The organism is Alcanivorax hongdengensis A-11-3 (assembly GCF_000300995.1).
GTDB lineage: Bacteria > Pseudomonadota > Gammaproteobacteria > Pseudomonadales > Alcanivoracaceae > Alcanivorax > Alcanivorax hongdengensis.
Genome location: NZ_AMRJ01000002.1, coordinates 1 through 21,462 on the forward strand (window position 1 = coordinate 1; position 21,462 = coordinate 21,462).

A 21,462-nucleotide genomic window follows, 5' to 3' on the forward strand; every position below is an offset into this window, starting at 1 on the left:
CCCCCTTTTTCAATGACCTGCACAAGGGCCGCCATACCGGCACCGTGTGGGCCTGGTTCATCGATATTTTTGCCGCGGCCTGCCTGCTGTTCGCGCTCACCGGCCTGGGCTTGATGACGCTGCATGCCAAACGCCGCCCGGCCACCTGGCCGGTAACCCTGAGTGGTTTGCTGCTGCCGTGGCTGCTGATTGTTCTGTTCATGCACTGAAGGAAGATTGTTATGCGCCTGATCACACTGATTGTGCTGTTGCTGCTGGCGCCGCTGGCACTGGCCGACCGTTTCCAGCTCGTGCTGGAGGTGCCGCGGATGCACGTGGCCGAATACCACGCTCCCTACCTGGCGTTCTGGGTGGAAAGCCCGGATCACAGCACCATTGTGCCGCTGGGCCTGTGGTATGACGGCCGTGACAAGTGGCTCAAGGACCTGCGCCAGTGGTGGCGCCGCACCGGCCGTAGCCAGCAAGCCCCCTACGACGGCCTGACCGGCGCCACCCGCGCCCCGGGCCTGCATGAGCTGGATTTCAGTGACGTCAAGGCACTGCAGGCCCTGCCCACCGGCCATTATGCCCTGGTGGTGGAAGCCGCTCGGGAAGTGGGTGGCCGCGAGGTGGTACGCATTCCGTTTGACTGGCCACCCCAGTCCATTCAGAAGCACAGCGCCAATGGCAGCCAGGAACTGGGCGCCATGCAACTGACCCTGACACCGGATCAACCCTGAAGGAGATTGCGATGATGATGCCGACCCTGAAAAAGGCCGGGCTACTGGCTCTGCTACTGGCCGTGGCACTGCCCGCCCAGGCCCACAAACGCTGGCTGCTGCCCAGCAATACCGTGCTCTCCCAGCCGCAATGGATCACCGTGGATGCCAGTGTCTCCAACGACATCTTTTTCCCGGAACGTCCCTTCCCCCTGAAGGGTCTCACCGCCACCGGCCCCGATGGCAAACCGGCAGAGGTAGACAACACCCTGGAAGGTCACCGTCGCAGTGTCTTTGATGTCAATCTCACCCAGGCCGGCACCTACCGCCTTGCCATTGCCGGCCAGTTCTTCTTTGCCAGCTACCAGCTGGGCGGCGAGCGCAAGCGGGCCCGTGGCCGCAGCGTCAAAGAGATTCGCGCGGCCATTCCCAAAGGCGCAACCCAGGTCAAGCTGAGCGAGACGGTCAGCCGCATGGAAACCTTCGTGACCGTGGGCGCCCCGAACCGCACCGCCCTCAAACCCACCGGCCAGGGCCTGGAACTGGACCCGATCACCCACCCCAATGACCTCTACACCGGGGAACAGGCCCGCTGGCGCCTGCTGGTGGATGGCAAGCCCGCCGCTGGCGTGCAGGTAGAGGTGGTCCCTGCCGGCACCCGCTACCGGGACCAGCAGAATGACTGGCAGCTGACCAGCGACGCCAATGGCGTGGTCACCATCGACTGGCACGCCGCCGGCCGCTACTTCGTGGAAGCCAGCACCGCTGACGACAACGCCAGCGCTTTCGGGGCCACCGAGCGCCGCCTGCAATACCTGACCACGGTGGAAGTGCTGCCGCTGTAACCCGCCCGGGCCGGCCCCGGCGCCGGCCCGACCGCCACCCCGGCGGCGAAAAAACGTGCAATTATGACAGCACAGGCGTATAGTGCGCGGTCCTCGCCGGTGATCCCGGCACCTGCCCCCGATCATAGGTTCTCAAATGTCAGATTCCCGTACCGGGTTCGCCACCCTTGGCCTGCCCGAGGCCCTGCTTACCGCCATTGCCCGCCAGGGGTTTGAGCAACCCTCCCCGATCCAGGCCCAGGCGATCCCCCTGTTGCTGGAAGGACATGATCTGCTGGGGCAGGCCCAAACGGGAACCGGCAAGACCGCCGCTTTTGCCCTGCCGCTACTGGCGCGTCTGGATGTCTCCCTGCGCCAGCCGCAGATGCTGATTCTGGCGCCCACCCGGGAACTGGCCATCCAGGTGGCCAAGGCCTGCGAGGAGTTCGCCGCCAACATGCCCGGGCTGCAGGTGCTGCCGATTTACGGCGGCGGGGAATATCGCACCCAGCTCAAGGGGCTGCGTGCCGGCGCCCAGGTGATTGTCGGCACCCCCGGTCGGGTCATGGATCATATGGAGCGCGGCGCCCTCAAGCTGGATCAGCTCAAGGCGCTGGTGCTGGACGAAGCCGATGAAATGCTGCGCATGGGCTTCATCGACGACGTCAAATGGGTACTGGAACGCACGCCGGCGGACTGCCAGCTGGCCCTGTTCTCCGCCACCATGCCGCCGGTGATCCGCAAGGTGGCCGACCAGCACCTGAAGAACCCGAAGCAGGTGCAGATCGACAACGGTGGCGCCACCACCTCTACCCAGGTGCGTCAGCGTTTCTGGGCGGTGGCCGGGCTCAACAAGCTGGATGCCCTGTGCCGCATGCTGGAAGCGGAAGACCACGATGCCGTGATCGTCTTCGTGCGCACCAAGCAGGCTACCCTGGAGCTGGCCGAGCAGCTCAATCGCCGCAATCTGCGCGCGGAAGCCCTGAACGGGGACATTCCCCAGCAGCAGCGGGAAAAGACGGTTCAGCGTCTCAAGGACAAGCGTTTCGACCTGCTGGTGGCCACCGATGTGGTCGCCCGGGGTCTGGATGTGCCGCGTATCACCCATGTGATCAATTACGACATGCCCGGTGATCCGGAGGCCTATGTGCACCGCATCGGGCGTACCGGTCGTGCCGGTCGCAACGGCGATGCCATTCTGTTTGTCTCTCGCCGGGAGCAGGGGCTGCTGCGTCAGATCGAGCGCATCACCCGCCAGCGCATCGAGAAAATGGATCTGCCCTCGGTGGATGATCTCAATGCCAAGCGTATTGCCCGCTTCCAGGAACAACTGGCCCAGGCCATGGCCGGTGCTGATTTTGTCGACACCCGTGCCCTGGTGGAAAAGCTGCGCACGGAAATGCAGATCAGCGCCGAAGACATGGCCGCCGCCCTGGCATCACTGCTGTTTGCCCGTGAGCCGCTGATTCTCAAGGAACCGAAGATGGTGCCCCGCGAGGCTCGGCCGCCCCGTGAGCGCGGCCCGCGCCGCGACCGCGATGATCGCGCTCCGCGCGGCAAGCGCCGGGCGGTGGATGCCGCCATGCGTCGCTACCGTATCCAGGTGGGCCATGACCACGGCGTCAAGCCGGGCAATATCGTTGGCGCCATTGCCAACGAAGCGAAACTGCCCAGCCGCCTGATCGGCCCGATCCGGATTCACCAGGATCACAGCGTGGTGGAGCTGCCGGAAGACCTGTCTCCGCGCCAGCTGCACGTGATTCGCACCGCACGGGTCTGCCAGCGCTCCCTGGACCTGGAAGCGATATAAGGCCCGGCAACGCCTCTCCTGGCCGGCGCCCGCCGGTCAGGATCCCTGTATGCGGAACCCTACCTTCAGTGTCACCTGGTAGTGGCCTACCCGGCCATCCTCGATGTGACCACGGGTTTCCGTCACTTCGAACCATTCCATCAGATCCAGACTGTCGCTGGCCGTGGCCAGAGCCTGCTCGATGGCATCCTCGATGCCGGTACGCGATGAACCGACCAGCTCTACCTTCTTGTAGACGTGATGGTCTGACATGAGATGTCCTCCCTTTCGTCCTCAGTCCCCTCAGGTGTGACAGCCCGTCAGACAGAATTCAAGCACCGCGAAAGTGGCAATGATCAAAATTTCATCAAAAAACCGTTGAAAGCCACTGCCAGCAGCCCTAGAAATGGGAATGGGTACTGACGCATCAAGGAGGTACTGCGATGGACTTGCACAAGATTACCCCGTGGAACTGGCTACGCCGGGAAGGTAGCCGCGAACGCCCCCTGCCCCAGCGCAGCCCCGGCCACCCGCTGCTGCGCTGGGACCGGGAGTTCGACAACTGGTTCGAACAGATGCTGGGCGACATGGCCTGGACAACCCCGGCGCCCCGTGCCCAACCGTCGATTCCGTTCCGCCCCAACCTGGATATTCTCGAACGGCCGGAACATTACCTGATCACCGCGGAATTGCCGAGTATGGAAAAGCGCGACCTGAGCGTGACGCTGGATGGCGACAGCCTGACCATCGCCGGTGAAAAACAGGATGTGATGGAAAGCGAGAAAGACGGCTACCACTACAGCGAGCGGCGTTTCGGCCAATTCCAGCGGTTGCTGACGCTACCGGCGGATGCGGATGGCGAGCAGATGAATGCCACCTTCCATAACGGCGTACTGAGCCTGACCATCCCGCGCCACGAGCCGCACAACCAGACCCGCAAGGCAATCGAGATCCACTGACCCGCGGGCATTTGCCAACTGGGTCGCACGGCCGTCCGGGGTCACGGTTATCATGGCGGCTCCGCCATTGAGGAGCCGCCATGAGACTGTTTGCGCTTGTCATCACTCTGCTGATCCCCCTCGCTGTGTTGGCCGTGGAGCCAGTCGGCAAACCAATTCGCCTCAGCAACGACCTGGTGGTGCAACCGCTTACCGAACATGTGTGGCTACATCGCTCCTGGACCGAGTACAACGGTCAGCGGGTTTCTTCCAATGGCGTGATCATTGATGACGGCAAGACGCTGACACTGATCGACACCGCCTGGGGTGAAGCCCCCACGGCAACCCTGCTCAGCTGGATCGAACAGCACTTCGGCAAGGACCCCGACCAGGCCATTCTCACCCACTCCCACGATGACCGCATGGGCGGCTCACGGCTGCTGGCCGAAAAACACATCCGCGCCTATGTGCACCCCAAGACCCTGAGCATCGTCAAAGCCGAGCCGGGCAAGTATTACGACCCGGCCAGCCACTTCCCCCAGGCCCTCGCCTTTCATGACCGCCGGGCCCGACTGGGTGATATCGAACTCTACTATCCGGGCGCCGCCCACAGCCCGGACAATATCGTTATCTGGTACGGCAGGGATCACTTGCTGGTGGGCGGCTGCGCGGTGAAGGGCCGCGAGTCCACCAACATCGGCTATGTGGCCGGCTCCGCCCCGGACCACTGGGCCGCCGCCATGGACAACCTGATACAGGCCTTCCCGCAGGCGGCCATGGTAGTACCCGGCCATGGCCAGCTTGGTGATGAACAACTGCTGTTCCATACCCGGGCACTGGCCACGCAGGCACTTGAAAGACGCTGACCCTCAGCGTGGTGCAATCAGCAGATCAGCCAGCGGCAGTTTTTCCGGCTGAAAACGGTTGATGGTCTTGTCAGCCTCATACCCCAGGGAAATACCACACAGCAGCTTGTAGTGCCCCGGCAACTGAAAATGCTGCTCCAGCGGTGAGCGCCACAGGGCCAGGGCGCCCTGGGCGCAACTGCCCAGGCCTGCATCGGTGGCCGCCAGCATCAGTGATTGCAGAAAAATACCCGCATCCAGGGCGCTGTATACGCCCAGCCCCTCGTGGATAAAAATGAACAGCGCCACCGGCGCATTGAAAAACCGGAAGTTGTCGCTCATCTGTTCATGGCGTGCCTGACGGTCTTCACGGCCGATACCCAAGAGACGGTAAAGCTCACGGCCGGTGGCCACACGCCGGGGCTGCAGGTCCGCCGGGTAGTCCACCACCGGGCGAAAATCCCCATCGGGCACGCCGTCCTTGCGCAACCAGGCCATCACTTTGCTGAGCATGGGGGCCCGCTGTAACGCCACCAGCTTGTCAAACCGGGGCGGCAGTTCCTCTCGCAAACTTTCCAGCACCGGTCCACGGGCGATGGCAATCTGATAGGGCTGGGTATTGGACCAGCTGGGCGCGCCACGGGTGGCCTGTTCAAGCAGCTCGGTCAGCAGCGCCTCACTGACCGGTTTGTCGCTGAAGGCGCGCACGCTGTGGCGCTGTTGCAACACATCGCGAAATTCCATGGTGTCTTCCTGTCCCCGTTGAAACTGGCACAACTATGGCAGATGACTACAATAGCCGGCCATGACAGTCTCCGCCGCCAACCTGCAACGAAGTGCCAATTTTTCCCGCTGCCGCCGCTACCGCTATGCGCTCTGGCGCCGCTGGGGAGAAGGCGACGACTTCATACTGCTAGTGGGGCTCAACCCGTCCACCGCCGATCATCGCCAGGACGATCCCACCATCCGTCGCTGTATGGGCTTTGCCCGCGACTGGGGCTACTCCGGCCTGTGCGTGGCCAACCTGTTTGCCTGGCGAGCCACCTACCCGCGTGATCTGCTGGCCGCCGATGACCCGGTGGGCCCGCACAATGATCGCTGGTTGCGGCGTCTGGGCCGCGAGGCCTCGCTGGTGGTGGCTGCCTGGGGCAATCATGGCCATCACCTGAACCGGGCGCGACGAGTCAGTCGCTGGCTGCCGGACATGCACGCCATTCGCGTCAACCGGTCCGGTGACCCGGCCCACCCGCTCTATTTACCCCGCCACCTGAACGCCCATCCCTGGGACGGTTATACTGAGCATAGTGAGACAGAACCGGACCAGGCCTTGTCCCGGCCTTCACCCCGCCGGGGCTAGACTTTCCAGCAGGAAAACCTGACGGGCAGGCTGCGCTTTGAAATCGACACGACTGGAAAAAAACATCCGCATTGCCCGCTGGTTCGGCATTGCCAGCATCGTGTTCTATTACCTGCTGGCCCTGCTGGCCTGGTTCGATCCACTTCGCGATTGTGCCCTGCAGGGCCTCACCGCCCTGGCGGCCATCACCCTGACTTTTGTCGGTGCCGTCCACTGGGGCCGCGCCCTGGCCGGCTTTGCCGACAGTAACCAGTTCCCGACCCTGCTGTTCGCGGTGATGCCTGCCGTGTTGGGCTGGTTTGCCCTGATCCTGCCCCGCGAGCTGGCTCTGCCCATGGTGGCTGCGGGGCTGGTTTTCGCCTGGGGCACCGAACAGATGGTATTCATCGATATTCTGCCCGACTGGTATCGCCACCTGCGCCATGGTCTGACTGCCACCAGCGTATTCGCCCTGCTGATCGGCTGGGCGGCGGCCATGATGCCCCTGCTCTGATCTTTCGCTTTTTTACAGCGACAGCACACATCCTGATACAGCGTTGATAGAGACCTGCCGCCCGGACCGGTAGACTCTCTGTTTCTACCGGGAGATGACTGCATGCAAAACACCGCGCGATACCCATGGCTGATGGCGGCGTTCGCCCTCTGGTTACTGCCGCTACTGGGCGGCTGTGATGAACAACCGGACAGCCAGGGCAAAAGCCAGGTACTGACCTACCAGCACGACGTGCAGCCTATCTTCGAACACAAGTGCCTGGCCTGCCACGCCTGCTACGACGCGCCCTGCCAGCTGAAACTGGGCAGCGCCGAAGGGCTCGATCGCGGTGCCAGCAAACGCAAGGTCTACGATGGCGGCCGCACCGAATCGGTACCGCCCACCCGGCTTTTCGTTGATGCGCAGACTACCTCCGGCTGGCGTGACATGGGCTTTTACTCGGTGATCGACAGCACCGAAGGCATGCAGAAATCCCTGCTGTTTCGCATGCTGCAACTGGGCCGCCAGCAACAATTCGGCAATAACCAGAAACTGCCCGATGACATCAAACTGGGGCTGAGCCGCCAGAATACCTGCCCGGCCCGGGACGAATTTGACGATTATGCCGATGATCACCCCATGGGTGGCATGCCGCTGGCGGTAACCGGACTCACCGACAGTGAATTCGACACCCTGCAGACATGGCTCAAACAGGGCGCCCATATCGACCCGCAGTCCATTACCCTCAGCGATGCAGAAAAAGCCCAGATAACGCACTGGCAGAAACTGCTCAACACCGGTGACAAGCGTCACCAGCTGGTGGGCCGCTGGCTGTTCGAGCACCTTTACCTGGCGCACCTGTATTTCGATGACGGCAGTGGCCAGCGCCCGGACCATTTCTTCAAACTGGTACGTTCCAGCACGCCCCCCGGGCAGCCGGTAACACCGCTGACTACGGTACGCCCCAATGACCCGCCGCAGGGCAAATTCTGGTACCGCCTGACACCGGTACGCGGCGTTATCGTGCACAAGACGCATATCACCTTTGCCCTCAGCGACAAAAAACTGGCACGGGTGCAGTCGCTGTTTTTCGACGCGGACTGGGACGTGGACAGCCTGCCCGGCTACGACTACGAACAGCGTGCCAACCCCTTCGTGACCTTCTCGGCCATCCCCGCCCGCGCCCGCTACCAGTTCATGCTGGATGATGCGGAGTATTTCGTGCGGACCTTTATCCGCGGCCCGGTATGTCGCGGCCAGGTGGCCACCGATGTGATTCGTGATCAGTTCTGGGCCGTGTTCCAGGACCCACAGCACGATCTCTACATCACCGACAGTGATTACCGCGCACAGGTCAACGGCCTGCTTGGGCTGCCCGGCCAGGATGACGATCTGCTGGCCCTGGGACCGCAATGGCTGAAGTACAGTGGCAAGCGCAACGATTACCTGAAAGCCCGCAAGGACGCCTACGGCAAGGCGGAACCGCAAGGCCCGGGCTGGCAAAGCCTGTGGGACGGCGATGGCCACAATACCAATGCCCTGCTGACCATTTTCCGGCATCACGACAATGCCTCGGTGCGTCGCGGTCTGATCGGCGATCTGCCGCTGACCACCTGGGTGATGGACTATCCGCTGTTCGAACGCACCTATTACAACCTGGTGGTCAACTTCAATGTCTTCGGTTCCGTGTCTCACCAGGCCCAGACCCGCCTCTACTTCGACCTGATCCGCAACGGCGCCGAGCAGAACACCCTGCGCTATCTGCCAGCCAGCCAGCGCCAGCAGGTGCTGGACGGCTGGTACCAGAAAACCGGCAAGCTGAAACTGATGGTCAGCTACGAAGAGGTGGACACCAGCATCCCCACCGCCATCCCCTTCAAGACCACCACGCCCATGAACGAATTCAATGGCGACCTGCTCAGCCGCTATGCGGACATTGATGCCCGGCCGGATCCGATCAACCGCTGTGGCGGTGAGCATTGCGCCCGCGCCGACGGCAGCGCACTGCAAAAGCAAAGCGATAACGCCTTGTCGGCGCTGGCCTCGCGCAAGGCCGGTGACCTGAAGGTGATTGATTTCCTGCCGGAGGTCACCTTCCTGCGGGTGGAAGGAAGCAATGATCAACGGGAAATCTACAGTCTGCTTCGCGACCGGGCCCACACCAACGTGGCCTTCATGATGGGCGAATCCCTGCGCTACCAGCCCGAGCTGGACACGCTGACGGTTTACCCGGGCATCCTCGGCAGCTACCCGAACTTCATGTTCAAGGTGAATGCCTCGCAGCTTGATACATTCGTGCAGGCCATGAATGCGGTGAAAACCGAGAAGGATTTCACCGCCCTGGTGGATCGCTACGGCATTCGTCGCACCCATCCGGAGTTTTGGTTCTACTTCAATGACCTGACCACCTACCAGCTGGATACCACGCCGGTGGAAGCGGGTCTGCTGGATATGAACCGCTACAAAAACCTGTAACCCTCATCCATTACAAGGTGGGGCGGCCAGGATACGACAAACAAAAAAAGGCCCCAGAGGGGCCTCAGGTTGCTGACAAAGCCCTGGCCATTTGGCCGGGGCTTTGTTGTTATTGGGGGATGCTAAAAGAACCCGGTCCGACCCAACACGAGTTGGAGATGGTGACACTGGAAGAGCTGGTGCCTTGCGATCACCTGCTTCGGCGCATTGATGCGGTTGTGGATTTCGCCTTCATCCGCGACGAAGTCCGCCACTTGTACTGCGACGACAACGGCCGCCCGGCGCTGGACCCGGTGGTGTTGTTCAAGGCGTTGTTCATCGGCTATCTGTTCGGCATTCGCAGTGAACGGCAGTTGGTGCGCGAGCTGCAGGTGAACGTGGCGTATCGCTGGTTCCTGGGGTTGCGGCTGACCGACAAGGTGCCAGACGCCTCGACCTTCAGCCAGAACCGACGCCGCCGGTTCCGCGACAGCGACATCGCCCAGCGTCTGTTCGACCGTATCGTGGAGCAGGCCATGGAACGTGGCCTGGTGGGCGGACGCATCCTGTACACCGACAGCACGCACATCAAAGCCAACGCCAACCGGCATCACTATACGGTTGAGGACGTGGAGGTGACGCCGCAAGCCTATCTGGCGGAGCTGGAGGAGGCGATCACCGCAGACCGGGAGGCGCACGGAAAAAAGCCGCTGCCGCCTCGCAAGGAGGCGGCGGAGACGGCGCGCAAGAAGATCAGTAAGACGGACCCGGACAGCGGCTACATGGTGCGCGAAGGCAAGCCAAAGGGGTTCTTCTACCTGGACCACCGTACGGTGGACGCCAAGCACACGATCATCACGGACGTTCACGTGACGCCGGCGAGCGTGCACGACAGCGTGCCGTATCTGGAACGACTGGATCGCCAAAGCGAACGGTTCGGGTTCGAGGTGGAAGCGGTGGGCCTGGACGCAGGGTACTTCACGGCAGCAATCTGCCAGGGTCTGGACAAGCGGGAGCTGTATGGGGTGATCGGTTACCGTCGCCCGAACAAGCCGAAAGGGATGATGGCCAAGCGGTTGTTCGTTTACGACGAGACGGCCGATGTCTACCGCTGTCCGGAGGGACAAGCGCTGCGCTACGCGACCACCAACCGGCAGGGATACCGTCATTACCAATCGGACCCGGCCTGGTGCCGGCGTTGCCCGAGGCTGGCTGAGTGCACGCGCAACGACAAGCAGCAGAAGACGGTGACGCGTCATGTCTGGGACGCGGCGAAGGAACGGGTCAATCGACACCGTCTGGAGCCAAAAGGGCAGCAGGTCTACGAGCGACGCAAGGAGACGGTGGAACGCAGCTTCGCGGACGCCAAACAACTGCATGGGTACCGTTATGCGCGAATGCGGGGACTGGCGGGGATGCGTGAGCAGGCGCTGCTGTCGGCGGCGGCGCAGAATCTGAAAAAGATGGCGCTGGCCGCCTGAGGGACGGTCTCAAGGCATTTTAGCGGTCAGATAAACGCCTCAGGCCGCTTGTTCGCCCCCTAACAATGACGCGTCCTTCTGGTCCGACCCTGACTCCTCGAACCGGTCCAGCCCAAGAATCCACTCTCCTGACCCACGGATCACCGCCCAGAAACGACGAACCCCGCTCAAGGCAGGGTTCGTCAGCAACCTGAGGCCCCAGAGGGGCCTTATCAAGATATCGTCAGAGACACATCCGCATAGCGGACTCCCGAGCCTTTAGACGATAGGTGCCGGAGATCAACTCGGCCTTTCAGAACCAACGCGGTTCCATCTGCGTAAAGGTGTCGTCGCCCTCGCACAGGCGCTCGAAATCCAGCTCCACCCGGGACAGCTCCCAGCGGAAGAAATAGCGCGCCGCCTGCAACTTGCCGGCGGCAAAGTCGGCGTCCTCGGCGGCCTCCAGCTTGAGAGCCGCATTGGCCTGGCGCAACCACATCCAGGCGGCGACCACATGGCCGACCAGCCGCAGGTAGGCGTAGGCATTGGACAACGCCCTGCCCGGTCCTTCGCTCTGCATCTGCCGGCCAACGACGTCTGTGGCCTGCTGCACTTTCGGCAGCATGGCTTGCAGGGCACTGGCAAAGGGCTGACAACGCGGGTCGGTGGTGGCGGCGATGTCAGCGCTGATGCGCTCGGCCAGCAATTGCAGCCCGCGCCCCCCGGCCAGCCACACCTTGCGGCCCAACAGGTCCAGGCCGTGGATACCGGTGGTCCCTTCATGAATCGGGTTGAGGCGGTTATCACGCCAGTACTGCTCCACCGGATACTCCCGCGTGTAGCCGGCGCCACCAAACACCTGAATGGCCAGATCGTTGGCCATGACGCCATATTCCGATGGCCAGGTCTTCAGTACCGGTGTCAGCAAATCCAGCAACAGGTCCGCATCCTGGCGGGCCTGTTGGTCTTCCGCCGTGTCCTTTTCGTCCACCAGCCGGTAGCCGTAAAGGCACATGGCGATGGCCGCCTCGGTGTAGGCCTTCTGGGTCAGCAGCAGGCGACGCACGTCGGCGTGCTCGATGATCGGCACCTGCGGGGTGCTGAAGTCGGTGGTGCCCAGCGGGCGGCCCTGCAGACGGTCGCGGGCATAATCCAGCGCAAAACGGTAACCCCGATACCCCAATACTGCGGCACCAAAGCCCACGCCCACCCGGGCTTCGTTCATCATCTGGAACATGTAGCGCAGGCCCTGATGGGGCTCGCCGATCAGATAGCCGTGGCAGTCGTCATTGTCACCGAATGTCAGGGCAGTGCTGGTGGTACCGCGATAGCCCATCTTGTGAATCAGACCGGCCAGAATCACGTCATTGCGATCCGCCGGGTTGCCCTGCCCATCAAGGCGGTACTTGGGCACCACGAACAGGGATATGCCCTTGACCCCATCGGGGCCGCCGGGAATCTTGGCCAGCACCAGATGGACGATATTCTCGGCCAATTCGTTGTCGCCGCCGGAAATGAAGATCTTGTTGCCCTTCAGGCGATAGCTGCCGTCTTCCTGTGGCAGGGCCCGGGTGCGAATGTCTGCCAGGTTGGAGCCGGCGTGGGGTTCGGTCAGGGCCATGGTGCCGGTAAAGCGCCCGGCCATCATGGCGGGCAGAAACTGCTCGCGCAGGGTCTCGCTGGCAAAATTGCGGATCACGTTGGCCGCCGCGGCGGTCAGAAACGGATAGGACGTGGAGCTACAGTTGGCGGCGGTAAACATCCCCTTGCAGGCTGCGGCGGCAATGGCCGGCAGCTGCATGCCGCCCTCCTCGAAACTGGCCATGGAGGACAAGAAGCCCGCCTCGATGTAAGCGTCGTAGGCCTCTTTCACTTCCGGGCGCATGACAACCTTGCCGTTTTCAAAGCGCGGCTCGTCGCCGTCGGCCAGGCTGTTATGGGAGGCGAACTTTTCCCGCGCCAGCTTTTCCGCCGTATCCAGCGCCGCTTCCACGGTTTCGCGGCTGTGCTCGCGAAAGCGCTCACGGTCAAACAGCGCCCCGGTGTCCAGTACATCAAACAGCTGAAACCGCAGATCGCGGCGGTCGAGAATGGTATCGCTCACAGTTCAGATCCTCTTGCCAACGGTGACAAGCTTGCCAGCCGGGCCTCTTGTCTGGCATTGTCGCCTATGACTTAAACATGGTGAAATACGACACGATGTATCAGGTAGCCGTTCTTGCCTTCGATGGCGTCTTCGCCTCCGCGCTCACCGGCGTGGTGGATCTGCTCAATCTCACCGGGGTCACCTGGAACCGCATCCACGACCAGCCGCTGGATCGCCAGTTCAAGGTTCAGGTGGTGTCGCGGGGCGGGCAGCCGGTGCGTTGTACCAATGGTATTCGCATGGCTGTGGATGCGCCCATGGAACAGATCGACAGCGCCGATCTGGTGGTGGTCCCCACCATTGGCGGCGAGCTGGAAACGGTGCTACGCAATGAGCAAGAGGTGCTACCCTGGCTGCGTTTTCTCTATCAGGGCGGCGCGGACCTGGCCAGCAACTGCACCGGCGCCTTCCTGCTCGCCGAGGCAGGCCTGCTCGACGGGCGCACCGCCACCACACACTGGGGATTCAGCCAGCAATTTCGTCAGCGCTACCCACAGGTGAACCTGACCGAACGGGAGCTGATTACCCGTGACGACAATATCTTCTGTGCCGGCGGTGGCACCGCCTGGCGGGACCTGACCATCCTGCTGGTGGAACGTTTCTGCGGGGCCGATCTGGCCCGTGAACTGGCCCGTGCCTTTGTCATTGATGTGCGCAACGACCTGCAGAGTATCTATGCCGGCCTGCCCACCCGTACCTATCACCAGGATGATCAGGTGCAGGCGATTCAGTCCTGGATTCACGAGCACTACCGCAATAGCACCAGCCTGGCATCACTGGCGGAACGGGTTCATCTGAGCCCCCGTCAGTTGCAGAGACGCTTCACCACCGCCCTGGGAGAACCGCCACTGCAATATCTGCAACGGGTACGTATCGAGGCGGCTCGCAAGATGCTCGAACGCGGCGCCACCAACCTGGCAAAACTGTCCGAACAGGTGGGCTATCAGGATGTGAGCAGCTTTTCGCGGCTGTTCAAGCGCCATACCGGCCTGTCACCCAGCCACTACCGGCAACGCTTTGCCCGCACCGGCACCCTGCAGGACAGCTAACCCGCTCGTCTCGTCCGGCGGAAAAACGTGGCGAGTCGTCCCGGGGCCTGTTAACACTACCGAGATGGCGCTGGTCAGTGTGATGATTTTGACAGGATATTGACGTGACAACCGCCACGCTTGCCTGAACACAGGGAGGATAAACCATGAAAAACCTTTCGGTACTACTGGTGGAAGATCACCGCCAACTGGCCCAGACCGTGGTCGAATACCTGGAACTGGAAGGGGCCATGGTGGACTACGCCGGCGACACCAGTCTGGCCCGGTCTCTGGTGCAGGAACATCACTACGATGTGCTGCTACTGGATATCATGCTGCCCGGTGAAGACGGCTACAGTTTTTGTCAGTACCTGCGCCAGGACCTGGCTGTGGATACGCCGATCATTTTCATGACCGCCCGGGATCAGCTGGATGACAAGCTGGAAGGTTTCGACCGGGGCGGTGACGACTATATCGTCAAACCCTTTGCCCTGCCGGAACTGGCCGCGCGAGTCACCGCCCTGGTTCGCCGCCAACGGCGGGAGGTGGCGGCCAACCATCTGCAGGTCGGTGACCTGGAACTGGACCCGGCCCGCCAGGAAGTACGCCGCGATGGCCAGCTGCTGAAGCTTTCACCCACGGCTTTTCGCATTCTGCGCATTCTCATGCGTGAGTCTCCGAAGGTGGTTAGCCGTGAGCAGCTGGAACAGGAACTGTGGGGAGACCTGGTACCTGATTCCGATGCCCTGCGCAGTCACCTGTACAACCTTCGCAAGGCGGTGGACAAACCCTTCGAGGATGCCTTGCTCAACACCCTGCCCGGCGTTGGTTTCAGCATTCGCGATGCGAGACAGAGCGCACAATAAAACCGTAATACTTGCACTGTGGCGTGCGGCAAACGCAGAATTGGGCCAAAACACAATAACCGCCCGCTATGACTGAACCGCACGCAATATCAAAAAGCCATTACACATCTTTTCAGGAACTGCTTGATGCACACCTTGCCGACCTGCAAATGCGGTTCGGCATGGCCCTGTGGATGGTAGCCCGGCGCCATGGTGATGAATTGATTCTGCTGCGCCTGCGCGATGGTCATTACGGGCTGCAGCGCGGCGAGCGTCTGTGCTGGCAACATACCTACTGCTGCCGGATGATGGAAAACGGCGCGCCCACGGTGGTGGCGGACACCCGGGATGAACCGGCCTATCAAAGCGCTCCGATCAATCAGCAACTGGATATCGGTGCCTATATCGGCTTGCCCCTCACCGACCACAAGCAACGTTTCTTCGGTACCCTGTGCGCCCTCAATCCGAGTCCGGTTGAACCGACCTTGCTGGAACAACACAGCGCCCTGGAGCATCAGGCACGGCTGATCAGTTTTCTGCTCGGTAATGCGCTTTCCGATCTGAAACACCAGCGCATCACTGACTTCATTGAACAACCCCATCGCTGTGAACAGACCGGTCTGCTTAATGAAACCGGCTGGCAGGAAGTGATTCGTCAGGAGCGCCGCCGTTGCCGGGATTTTGGCCTGGCTGCCGTGGTCATGCGCCTGCAGGGCCCTACAGATGGCGACCCCGTCGTGATCGCCGACTCGTTGGCGGCGCTGCTGCGCGAGCAGGACAGCATTTGCCACCACGGAGGCAACGGCTTTTCGGTATTGCTGTGCGAAACCGATGCCGACCAGGCACCGCCCATTGCCAACCGTATTCGCGATGCGCTTAACGCCAAACAATTACTGGTAAGGGTCAGCACCAGCGCCCTGGATCAGGGCGCTCCACCGCTTAACGAATAAAACGCACCCTTACATCCGTGCCCTTGCCGCGCTCACTGGCCACATCGAGTTGCCAGTGGTAGCGCTCGCATAACCGTTGCACGATCGCCAGGCCCAGGCCGTGGCCACCCTCCTTGCTGTTACCGCGCTCGAAGGGCTTGAGCAGGCGCTCCAGTTCATCGGCTTCCATGCCCGAACCCGTGTCGCGAACATGTACTGCGGACTCGGCCAGCACAATGGCCACCTCCCCGGAGCCACTGTAGTTGATGGCATTTCGCAGCAGGTTGGTCAGCACGATGGAAAGCACCGCTTCCGGGGCCTTGACCGTTACCAGGGCGGTCTGGCGCACCTGGATGCGAATCTGCTTGCGATCGGCCAGGGGTTTGAGCCGCTCCATCAGGTTGACTGCCATGTCGTTGACGATCACCGGTTCTTCCTGTTGGTCGCGCTGCTCCGTGCGCGCCAGGGTCAGCAGCGTTTCCAGCACCGCTTCCATGTCATCCACAGTATCGCTCATGCGGCTGATCTGCGGGCGATCGCCCACCTGCCCGGCCAGTAACTCCAGATTGGCACGGAAGACCGCCAGCGGCGTGCGCAGCTCGTGGCTGGCATCGCGGGTGAACTGTCGCTCGCGCTCAACGAAATTGACCAGACGATCCGCGTAGGCTTCCAGGGCGGATACCAGCACCGCCACCTCACTATCGGCCTCCGCATCGATATGCGACAGATCCGGGCGTGCCTGGCGAGGACCATCCACGGAAGTATCGCGCAGGGTATCCGCCAGCTGCACCAGTGGCGACACCAGTTGACGGGATTTGCGCCAGCCCATGAACGAGGTGATGTAAATCACCAGCAACACACCGGTGAGCGGCAGGATACCGAACAGGAAAGCCAGCACCGTGACACGCTGCTCGTCGAAGATCAGGTAAAGCCGTTTGCTGCCGTTGTGCTCGATATAGACGATCGGGTTCTGGCCATTGAGCTTGACCCGCTGATAGCCATCGGGCATTGCCTGCAGGGTGTCAGGCACGTCGTCATGCACCTGGTCGCTTTGCAGCAACCCCAATAGATGCCGGGTGTTGGGCCGGGGTTGCTGCGGGTTTTCCGACTGCAGTTTCCAGTAGTGCTCGGCTTCCTTGATCAGGGCTTCCTTGACCAGCACGTGCTCGATGATATTGGCCGTCGCCCATACCCCGAGCACCGTGGCCAGACTGATCAATAGCAGCTGTAACAGATAAACCCGTGTCAGCCGGTACTGGACACCGCCTCGCTTCATTGCATCTCCCGTGTGAAAAGATAATGGGCCACAAACCATTCCTTTCCATCACGATAATTAAACAATTCCGCGCAGGCCATGAAAAACATGCGCCAACGTTGCAACCAGACCTTGCCCTGCCCCTGGCCGTAGCACTCATTGAGCAGCGGGATCAGCGCATCGCGTTTGTCATCCGCCTCCTCCAGCCAGGCTTCCAGGGTGCGGCCATAGTGGGTGCCGTTCACTTCCCAGCGCTGCTGCTCACGCAGGCTGCCGGCGGCGCACTCGGGCAGCCAGTCCCAGGCGGGCATCATGCCACCGGTAAAGAAGTAGCGGCCCATCCAGTTGTCTTCCCCTTCTGTCTCGAACAGATAGGTCAGAGTCCGGTGGCAGAAGACATGCACGAACAGTTTGCCGTCCGGTCGCAGCCAGCCGGCAATGCGGCGCATCAGCTCCCGGTGATTACGCATGTGTTCGAACATCTCCACCGACACCACCCGGTCAAACTGCTGGTCCGGCTCATAGACGGCGGCATCCGCGGTGACTACCTGCAGGTTGTCCAGGCCCCGCTCCGCGGCCCGTGCCATGATGTACTCACGCTGGGAGTGGGAGTTGGAAATCGCGGTCACCCGACTGCCCGGATAATGCTCGGCCATCCACAGGGTCAGTGAGCCCCAGCCGCAGCCCATCTCCAGAATGTCCTGGCCATCTGCCAGTTCGGCACGCTCACAGGTGAGCGCCAGCATGGCAGCCTCGGCCTCAGCCAGGGTACTGCCCGTGTCGGGCCAGTAGCCACTGGAATACTTCAGGTGCGGGCCCAGTACCTGACGGTAAAAACGGGCATCCACTTCATAGTGCTGCTCGTTGGCCGCATCCTGCTCCACGGCCACAGGCCCGGATTGCAACTGCGATTGAAGATCCGCCGGGTTGTCTCGCTGCTGCTCCTGCTGCAGACGCTGCCCCAGCAGACGGCGGATGCCAAAGCGCACCAGCGCATCGGGTAACAGGCCGGACTCGGCCATCTGAATCATCATGATTTGGGTCTCCAGGGAAAGAACGCAGACGTGGTTTGCTGGTAATGGCGATAATCATCACCACGGGATTTGAGTGCCTGCTTCTCGGTGTAGGGAATGCCGGTGACAAACCACAGGAACAGCCACATCACCACCGGCAACAACCACAACCAGGCACCACCGGCGGCGCCGACGGCAATCAGCGGGTAGCTGAACCAGTGCAGCCACTCGAAAAAGTAGTTGGGATGACGGGAGTAACGCCAGAGCCCCTCACGGCAGGTTTTGCCGGCGCTGTCGCGTCGGGCCTTGAAAGCCGCCAGTTGGCGGTCGGCCAGGGATTCCCCGGCAATGGCCAAGAGCCCCACCAGCAACCCGGCAATCAGCAGAGGCCAGCTGAAGGTAGTGTGATCGGCGAGCACGCGAAACGGCAGGGAAAACAACCAGGCCAGCAACGCCTGGGCCCAGAAAAACAGCAGGAAGACCGGCTGCACCATGGCGCCCAGGGATGCCCGCATAGCCGCATAACGCCCGTCCTCGGCCTGATCAGAAGCCACCCGTTTGAAAATATGGGAGGCCAGTCGCCAGGACCAGATTGTCACCAGCAAGGCACTGATCACGCGCACTGGCAAAGCCCCGTCACCACTGGCCAGGTAAACCAGCGCTGTCACACCGACCGCGGCACTCCAGAACACATCCACCCAGCCGGCATTACCGCTGCGCCATTGATAAAGCCATAGCAGGGTCGCCAGCGCGGTCTGCGCCAGCAGCACCGAAAGCATGTCAGGCATAATGTTCCTCCCGGTGATCCTGACGCCCGGCCACCCAGGCCATGAAAGGGACGGCCAGCGCCCAGGCACCACCATAAACCATAGCAAAGGGCAGCCAGCCCTGGGGAGTGACCGCCGCGCCCAGACGCAGGCCGGCGGTCACCGACACCACCCCGCCGATGGCCCCGATCAGTGCCGCCAGCCAGGGACGCCCCTGCAGCCAGTAAAGGCTATAGTGGAAACTGACCGCAAACCCCAACCACAACGCCCAGATCCAGGGCGGGGCCAGCCACTGGCTGTGCCATTGCTGATAAACCAGCAGAGACGATGCCAGCCAAAGCGGCTCCAGCGCCAGGCAAAGCCCACCGCCGATCAACAGCATGCGCCCGTCACGGCGCCAGTGTCCGCCTGCCAGGCACTGTATCAATACCATCGGCGCCAGCACGCTCCATGCCCAACCGGAACCGCCCAGCACAGCGGCAAACCAGAGCAGCTGGAAGGCCAGGGCATTACCGATGATCAGTAGGGAATCCTTTTTCATTGCGCAAGCTTGCTCCGGCCCTCGTCAAAAGGCTGTGAAACAGCTTCACAACCGGTTCACCAGTGACGGCGGACAGTAGCGCCATGAAACCCATATCCCTGCTCTGGCTGCTAATGTCGTTTTGCCTGCTGGGTGGCTGCAGCAGTGCACCACGCGGCCCCTACGGCTATACCGATCAGTATCTTCAGGCCGACCAGTCAGCCAAGGGCGCGGTACAGCCCGACGATGCCACGGTGCAGGCCTATCTGGCGCTGTTCAGCCCTCTGAACGAGGCCTACATCAAGGCACACATCAAGCAGGTATTTGCCCCTGCCCTGTATTTCAACGACACCCTGAGCACCCTGCGGGACCGGGATGCGCTTGAACAGTATCTGATCAAAACCAGCCAGCAACTGGACGAAATGTCACTGACACCACTGCGCATCCTGCGCGACGGTGACAGCGTCTTCATTATGTGGAAGATGGAGGCACGCTTTACCCTGCTGGGTACCCAGCGTCTGTCGCGCACCATCGGCATCAGCCAGTTGCGCTTCAATGATCAGGGGCAGGTCATTTTTCAGCAGGACTTCTGGGACAGCAGCCAGGGGCTGGATCAACACCTTCCCGTCATAGGACCGATGACACGATGGTTACGCGAGCACTGACACTGTTTTTCACACTGATGCTGATTCCCGCAGCCCATGCCTGGCAGAGCTGCCACAGCGCCGACGTGAAGGCGCTGAAGTTTTTCACCGTCGGCAAGGCGCAGCTGCTGCGCCAGGACTGCCGCAGCCAGGATTTGCTCAACGCGCCGGTCAGGCTGAGTTTCAGCTACTTCCGGGATGTTCCCGGCAGCGCCTTCGCCAAGGCCGCCGAACACTTTATCGAACTGAACACCAGCGATAGCCAGTTCCAGAAGCTCAAGGCGCGCGTGGAGGCCTTCAACAGCCACTATCGGGACATCGGTGACGGCGACACCTACACGCTGACCTATGACACCGATGGTAGCCTGGTGCTGGCACTCAACGGTGAGCCGCTGGCCCGGGAGAAAGGGGATGATTTCGCCCGCGCCTACCTGGCCATCTGGTTTGGTGACGACCCCTATTCCGATTCGCTCAAGGAAAATCTGCTCGGCAGATAACCGCCGCATATTGCACCCACCCGGGCCAGACGGGATACTGTTGGCCAACAACAACAGATCAACAATCGAATCAGGGTGGGGAAGGCCGCATGAGGCTGTTTCAGATCGTCGCGGGCACGGCACATCAGGTGATCAGACGTGACCGCCTGAGCGCGGCGCGCTCAACCGCATTGATGACACTGTCGGCGGTGATTCTCTGTGTCATCCTCACCAGCGTAGCCATTCTGGTTGTCGGCGAGCGGGACTGGCTCTCTGCCCTGACCTTGGCCATCGTCATCCCCCTGCTGGTGCTCCCCGCGCCATTTTACCTGGTCAGCACCCGGCTTCTGGCCCTGGACCGACATAATCGCCTGCTGCAGCAGCAGGCCCGGGAGGATCATCTCACCGGCCTGTTCAACCGCCCTCACCTGCTGGGCATGCTGGAGCGCGAACTGGCCCTCAGCCAGCGCCACGACTACCCGGTTTCCATTCTGTTGCTGGAGATCAACGACTTCGGCCAGTTGCAGGACACCCATGGCCGCCATGCCGGTGAACAGCTGCTGCGCCAGTTTGCCGACTGCATTCGTGAAAAGATCCGTGAGAGTGACCTGTTCGGTCGCTTTGATGGGGCCCAGTTTCTGCTGGTGCTGCCGCATACCAGTTACGACGACTCCCAGCGCATGGGCGAAGGGCTGCGCCAGTTGACCTCGCGCATCAGTCAACACCACGAGAGCGGTGACATTACGGTCAATGCCCGCATCGGCGTGGCCAGTACCGAAAACAGCGGTCGCAATCTCAACCAGTTGCTCAATGAAGCCGATTATGCGCTTTACCAGAATCGCAACGACCACCGCGAAATACCATCACTCTCGACTAATGACAAAGCATTAACCGATAGGTAGTAAATGGTTCCTTCTTACCGTTCTGTTACAAAAAAATGAGAAGGTTCTACCAATAGAATTCCATATTTGTAAATTTTTTTATTAATCTTCCCTAGAGGAT

The 21,462-nt window shown here is 61.6% G+C and carries 23 protein-coding genes; 16 read left to right on the top strand and 7 right to left on the bottom strand.

Features of this window, described 5'->3' with window-relative positions:
• The 4 genes from A11A3_RS01630 to A11A3_RS01645 form a co-directional block, all read left to right on the top strand.
• Positions 1-209, top strand: a 209-nt coding sequence (locus A11A3_RS01630) for a PepSY-associated TM helix domain-containing protein (RefSeq protein ID WP_008927517.1), incomplete at its 5' end; no start/stop codon positions are given.
• A gap of 12 nt (positions 210-221) precedes the next feature.
• Positions 222-719 (top strand): DUF2271 domain-containing protein, encoded by a 498-nt coding sequence (locus A11A3_RS01635; RefSeq protein WP_008927518.1) that lies wholly within the window; start codon positions 222-224, stop codon positions 717-719.
• 11 nt (positions 720-730) lie between these two features.
• Positions 731-1,543: a DUF4198 domain-containing protein gene (locus A11A3_RS01640; RefSeq protein WP_008927519.1), complete on the top strand. Its 813-nt coding sequence runs from the start codon at positions 731-733 to the stop codon at positions 1,541-1,543.
• A 136-nt stretch (positions 1,544-1,679) separates the two neighbouring features.
• Positions 1,680-3,332: a DEAD/DEAH box helicase gene (locus A11A3_RS01645; protein WP_008927520.1), complete on the top strand. Its 1,653-nt coding sequence runs from the start codon at positions 1,680-1,682 to the stop codon at positions 3,330-3,332.
• 36 nt (positions 3,333-3,368) lie between these two features.
• Here the strand turns inward: A11A3_RS01645 and A11A3_RS01650 are convergent, their stop codons facing one another.
• Complete coding sequence (locus A11A3_RS01650) at positions 3,369-3,584, bottom strand: dodecin (RefSeq protein ID WP_008927521.1); 216 nt, start codon at positions 3,582-3,584, stop codon at positions 3,369-3,371.
• A 170-nt stretch (positions 3,585-3,754) separates the two neighbouring features.
• Between A11A3_RS01650 and A11A3_RS01655 the strand changes: the two genes are divergently transcribed.
• Positions 3,755-4,270: an Hsp20/alpha crystallin family protein gene (locus A11A3_RS01655; RefSeq protein WP_008927522.1), complete on the top strand. Its 516-nt coding sequence runs from the start codon at positions 3,755-3,757 to the stop codon at positions 4,268-4,270.
• 80 nt (positions 4,271-4,350) lie between these two features.
• Positions 4,351-5,115 carry a subclass B1 metallo-beta-lactamase gene (gene bla, locus A11A3_RS01660; protein WP_008927523.1) on the top strand — a complete coding sequence of 255 codons (765 nt, stop codon included), beginning with the start codon at positions 4,351-4,353 and terminating at the stop codon, positions 5,113-5,115.
• 3 nt (positions 5,116-5,118) lie between these two features.
• Here bla and A11A3_RS01665 read toward each other — a convergent pair whose 3' ends face one another.
• On the bottom strand, positions 5,119-5,838 hold the full coding sequence (locus A11A3_RS01665; RefSeq protein ID WP_008927524.1) for a nitroreductase: 720 nt from the start codon (positions 5,836-5,838) through the stop codon (positions 5,119-5,121).
• Positions 5,839-5,899: 61 nt separating this feature from the next.
• Between A11A3_RS01665 and A11A3_RS01670 the strand changes: the two genes are divergently transcribed.
• From A11A3_RS01670 to A11A3_RS01685, 4 genes are all read left to right on the top strand, one after another.
• The gene (locus A11A3_RS01670; protein ID WP_008927525.1) at positions 5,900-6,451 is read left to right on the top strand and encodes a DUF1643 domain-containing protein; all 552 of its coding nucleotides are present in this window, start codon (positions 5,900-5,902) and stop codon (positions 6,449-6,451) included.
• A gap of 37 nt (positions 6,452-6,488) precedes the next feature.
• A complete protein-coding gene (locus A11A3_RS01675; protein ID WP_008927526.1) occupies positions 6,489-6,944 on the top strand; it encodes a DUF3429 domain-containing protein in 456 nt (151 codons plus the stop codon).
• 102 nt (positions 6,945-7,046) lie between these two features.
• The gene (locus A11A3_RS01680; RefSeq protein ID WP_008927527.1) at positions 7,047-9,398 is read left to right on the top strand and encodes a fatty acid cis/trans isomerase; all 2,352 of its coding nucleotides are present in this window, start codon (positions 7,047-7,049) and stop codon (positions 9,396-9,398) included.
• A gap of 119 nt (positions 9,399-9,517) precedes the next feature.
• A complete protein-coding gene (locus tag A11A3_RS01685) occupies positions 9,518-10,858 on the top strand; it encodes an IS1182 family transposase (protein WP_157375228.1) in 1,341 nt (446 codons plus the stop codon).
• A 292-nt stretch (positions 10,859-11,150) separates the two neighbouring features.
• Here A11A3_RS01685 and A11A3_RS01690 read toward each other — a convergent pair whose 3' ends face one another.
• Positions 11,151-12,941 carry an acyl-CoA dehydrogenase gene (locus tag A11A3_RS01690; protein WP_008927529.1) on the bottom strand — a complete coding sequence of 597 codons (1,791 nt, stop codon included), beginning with the start codon at positions 12,939-12,941 and terminating at the stop codon, positions 11,151-11,153.
• A gap of 77 nt (positions 12,942-13,018) precedes the next feature.
• Between A11A3_RS01690 and A11A3_RS01695 the strand changes: the two genes are divergently transcribed.
• The 3 genes from A11A3_RS01695 to A11A3_RS01705 all read left to right on the top strand — a co-directional run bounded on the left by A11A3_RS01695 (position 13,019) and on the right by A11A3_RS01705 (position 15,806).
• The gene (locus A11A3_RS01695; protein WP_237738808.1) at positions 13,019-14,032 is read left to right on the top strand and encodes a GlxA family transcriptional regulator; all 1,014 of its coding nucleotides are present in this window, start codon (positions 13,019-13,021) and stop codon (positions 14,030-14,032) included.
• A 146-nt stretch (positions 14,033-14,178) separates the two neighbouring features.
• Positions 14,179-14,877: a response regulator transcription factor gene (locus A11A3_RS01700; protein ID WP_008927531.1), complete on the top strand. Its 699-nt coding sequence runs from the start codon at positions 14,179-14,181 to the stop codon at positions 14,875-14,877.
• Between the two features lie 68 nt (positions 14,878-14,945).
• Positions 14,946-15,806: a GAF domain-containing protein gene (locus A11A3_RS01705; protein WP_083851649.1), complete on the top strand. Its 861-nt coding sequence runs from the start codon at positions 14,946-14,948 to the stop codon at positions 15,804-15,806.
• On the opposite strand, the gene A11A3_RS01710 is transcribed toward A11A3_RS01705, so the two are convergent.
• The 4 genes from A11A3_RS01710 to A11A3_RS01725 are packed head-to-tail and all read right to left on the bottom strand — an operon-like array spanning position 15,796 to position 19,361.
• Positions 15,796-17,061, bottom strand: a complete 1,266-nt coding sequence (locus A11A3_RS01710; RefSeq protein WP_008927533.1) for a sensor histidine kinase — start codon at positions 17,059-17,061, stop codon at positions 15,796-15,798. The genes A11A3_RS01705 and A11A3_RS01710 overlap by 11 nt on opposite strands.
• Positions 17,058-18,074, bottom strand: coding sequence for an SAM-dependent methyltransferase (locus A11A3_RS01715; protein WP_008927534.1), 1,017 nt, complete (start codon positions 18,072-18,074; stop codon positions 17,058-17,060). The genes A11A3_RS01710 and A11A3_RS01715 overlap by 4 nt, the downstream gene beginning before the upstream one ends.
• Entirely contained in the window at positions 18,071-18,841 is a 771-nt protein-coding gene (locus A11A3_RS01720) for a DUF1295 domain-containing protein (RefSeq protein WP_008927535.1), read from the bottom strand. Before A11A3_RS01720 ends, A11A3_RS01715 begins: the two co-directional genes overlap by 4 nt.
• Positions 18,834-19,361, bottom strand: coding sequence for a DUF2878 domain-containing protein (locus A11A3_RS01725; protein WP_008927536.1), 528 nt, complete (start codon positions 19,359-19,361; stop codon positions 18,834-18,836). The genes A11A3_RS01720 and A11A3_RS01725 overlap by 8 nt, the downstream gene beginning before the upstream one ends.
• 83 nt (positions 19,362-19,444) lie before the next feature.
• On the opposite strand from A11A3_RS01725, the gene A11A3_RS01730 reads away from it, so the two are divergent.
• The 3 genes from A11A3_RS01730 to A11A3_RS01740 all read left to right on the top strand — a co-directional run bounded on the left by A11A3_RS01730 (position 19,445) and on the right by A11A3_RS01740 (position 21,362).
• Positions 19,445-20,005: a nuclear transport factor 2 family protein gene (locus tag A11A3_RS01730; RefSeq protein ID WP_008927537.1), complete on the top strand. Its 561-nt coding sequence runs from the start codon at positions 19,445-19,447 to the stop codon at positions 20,003-20,005.
• The gene (locus A11A3_RS01735; protein WP_008927538.1) at positions 19,987-20,481 is read left to right on the top strand and encodes a chalcone isomerase family protein; all 495 of its coding nucleotides are present in this window, start codon (positions 19,987-19,989) and stop codon (positions 20,479-20,481) included. The genes A11A3_RS01730 and A11A3_RS01735 overlap by 19 nt, the downstream gene beginning before the upstream one ends.
• Positions 20,482-20,570: 89 nt before the next feature.
• Positions 20,571-21,362, top strand: coding sequence for a GGDEF domain-containing protein (locus A11A3_RS01740; protein WP_008927539.1), 792 nt, complete (start codon positions 20,571-20,573; stop codon positions 21,360-21,362).
• Positions 21,363-21,462: the final 100 nt, after the last annotated feature.